Genomic DNA, 290 nt, shown 5'->3' on the forward strand with positions numbered 1-290 from the left:
CGCTCAAGAATGACGTGCTGATCGTCGTACCGATAACGCTCGCTTTCACCGACAGCATTGGTCGCGCAAACCAGTCGTCCATGTTCGTCATAGGCGTAGGAAACAAGGTTCTGCTCGGTCTCCCACACGTAGGGCTCACGCCCTTTGGCGCGATGCACCTGGTAGTCCACCGCAACGATGCGATCCAGCTCATAACGCAACAGCAACGAGCGACCCGCGCCGTTATCCAGCCGCTCAATCCGCCCGGAACGATCACGGCAAATGCGTAGACGGTTGTCATACGCATCGCT

1 protein-coding gene is annotated in these 290 nt (G+C 57.9%); it reads right to left on the reverse strand.

Translation table 11 applies throughout. The features are described from left to right. Positions 1-290, reverse strand: a 290-nt coding sequence (locus BOP96_RS29200) for a hypothetical protein (RefSeq protein WP_138726274.1), incomplete at both ends; no start/stop codon positions are given.

Source organism: Pseudomonas sp. FSL W5-0203, from assembly GCF_001896155.1.
GTDB lineage: Bacteria > Pseudomonadota > Gammaproteobacteria > Pseudomonadales > Pseudomonadaceae > Aquipseudomonas > Aquipseudomonas paracarnis.